Source organism: Endozoicomonas sp. SESOKO2 (assembly GCF_024606245.1).
Classification (GTDB): domain Bacteria; phylum Pseudomonadota; class Gammaproteobacteria; order Pseudomonadales; family Endozoicomonadaceae; genus Endozoicomonas_A.
In genome coordinates, this window is sequence record NZ_JAHHPQ010000241.1 from 1 (window position 1) to 1,824 (window position 1,824).

Here is a 1,824-nt window from a genome sequence, read left to right on the forward strand (position 1 = left end):
TAACGACAAAAAGCAATAAAAACAGGCACACGATGACGGCAGCTACCTTGCCGCTGTGTGACGAGAAATTGAAAGAAATTTTCATTATTCTCTGGTTGGGCCTTACCGGAAAAAGCTTGGCAATAGGCCGTTATCGCCTTAATTCGTTGCGTCGTGCTTCTGGCATTTTTTATTTTCCACAAGGGCATCTGTTCTGCGGGTGGATCCAGGTCATCAATGGCCGCAAGAAGATTCTCTATGACTGTTTTCATACCTTTTGAACAATGGGTGTCAAGATAGGTTGCTCGTTCTGGTCGGGCTTCTTGAACACGTATTTTTCCATCCGGTTGTTTGGGTTCTACGATATAAGTGAATTGAATTTTCTGTTCGGCGTTGGCCTCCGGAATGAACACCGTGTGAAGTCCGGTATATCGGTCCCTGACCAGGGTAAATGCCAGCTCGGGATCTATGCGCAGGGCCACAATATGGTCGTCAGGCTTCAGACTGGGTAATGCAAATTGACCATTTTTTGATGACTGGTTAAAGATCGCCAGCGTCTGATCACTGGTCAATGTCACAGTCTGGTTATGCCCTGGTAACGGGTCTGGTATGAGGATTTCGGCTCCATGAATGTACTGGCTACTAATATTGATCAGTGTGATATCACCCTTGGCAGACACACGAATATCCTCTGCCTGGCAACGATACATATGGGGAGGAGGATCCTGTGTATCAAAAATTTTATACTCGTAAACCAGTGACGTCTCCAGGCCCTCATAGTTCGTTTCCCGGTCCAGTGTCTCTGCCCGATTCTTGTCGACTTTCGGATTGTATTTTTCAGGAGCCTCAGCCCAATGGTTCGGCAAATCAATCATCTGATGCCAAAGCGCAGGACAGGGTTGAACTTTATGGCTGTTCCATGCCTCTATCCGCTGATCAGCCTCGTGAAGATAAGGCAGGGAAGCCGGTAGTCTCAGCGTTTGTTTTTGCTCTTCCGTCAGTGGAAATACACTATCAGCGTCTACGTCCTTCAAGCCAAACTCATGATCAAACCAGCGTTGCTGCCAGTATCGGTAAAGTGCTCTGGTTAGAATATCGTCCGACTGATCCGGCTTCAGGGAAAGACCGGTTGCCTGCCACTTTACATGAGCCACCATTCTGATGATTTCTGTTTTGGCTGCTTCTGTACTCAGCTGAGTCTTAATACGAATTTCATGGCCTTTTTCATCAATACTGTTGCGATCACTTTGTCGTATCAACCACGGACGACAGATACCCGATACCGTTCGGTTGAGCCATTCGCAAAGTCCAGAATCAAGTGATCCTTTACCTATGGCCAGAGCCGGTGACTTTGGCAGTTCCTCCAACGATAGGTCAGCTGCCATCAGATAAAGCCGGTAGTGCTGATTGAGGCATTGATGAAGTCCGTCTTCGGTAAAATCGTTCTTGCTGAGAACCGCTTTGGCGACATTCTGCAAATCAAGGCTGGTGGGCTGAAACGGCAGTTTTTTCTGATGCAGGCATGCTCTCAATTGACAATGTAGCCGAGTCAGCTTTTCAGCCACGACTTTCCCCTGCGGGGTCTCTGGCAATACTTTCTCAGCAATGCTCTGCAACTCTGCCGGGTTATACTGCCGTACTGGTAAATGTCGGAAACGCCCTTTCAGTGCCGGTGATAGCGGTTTGCGTCCGCTGTACTCGGGTGGGTTAATGGTGGCAAACAGATGGAACCCCGGATGGGCGTCACCGGCCAGAATATCGTTCAACTCACCTTCCAGGTGCTGGCTGTCGATCAGATTCATTTCCGAAATGACCACGATGCCGCCATGCACTTTTGCCGTCTGG

Annotated in this window: 1 protein-coding gene; it reads right to left on the minus strand. The window is 48.7% G+C overall.

Annotated elements, in window-relative coordinates; genetic code table 11:
- Positions 1-1,811: hypothetical protein (locus KDK17_RS05840; RefSeq protein ID WP_257287574.1), on the minus strand; the 1,811-nt coding region annotated here is incomplete at its 3' end.
- Positions 1,812-1,824: the final 13 nt, after the last annotated feature.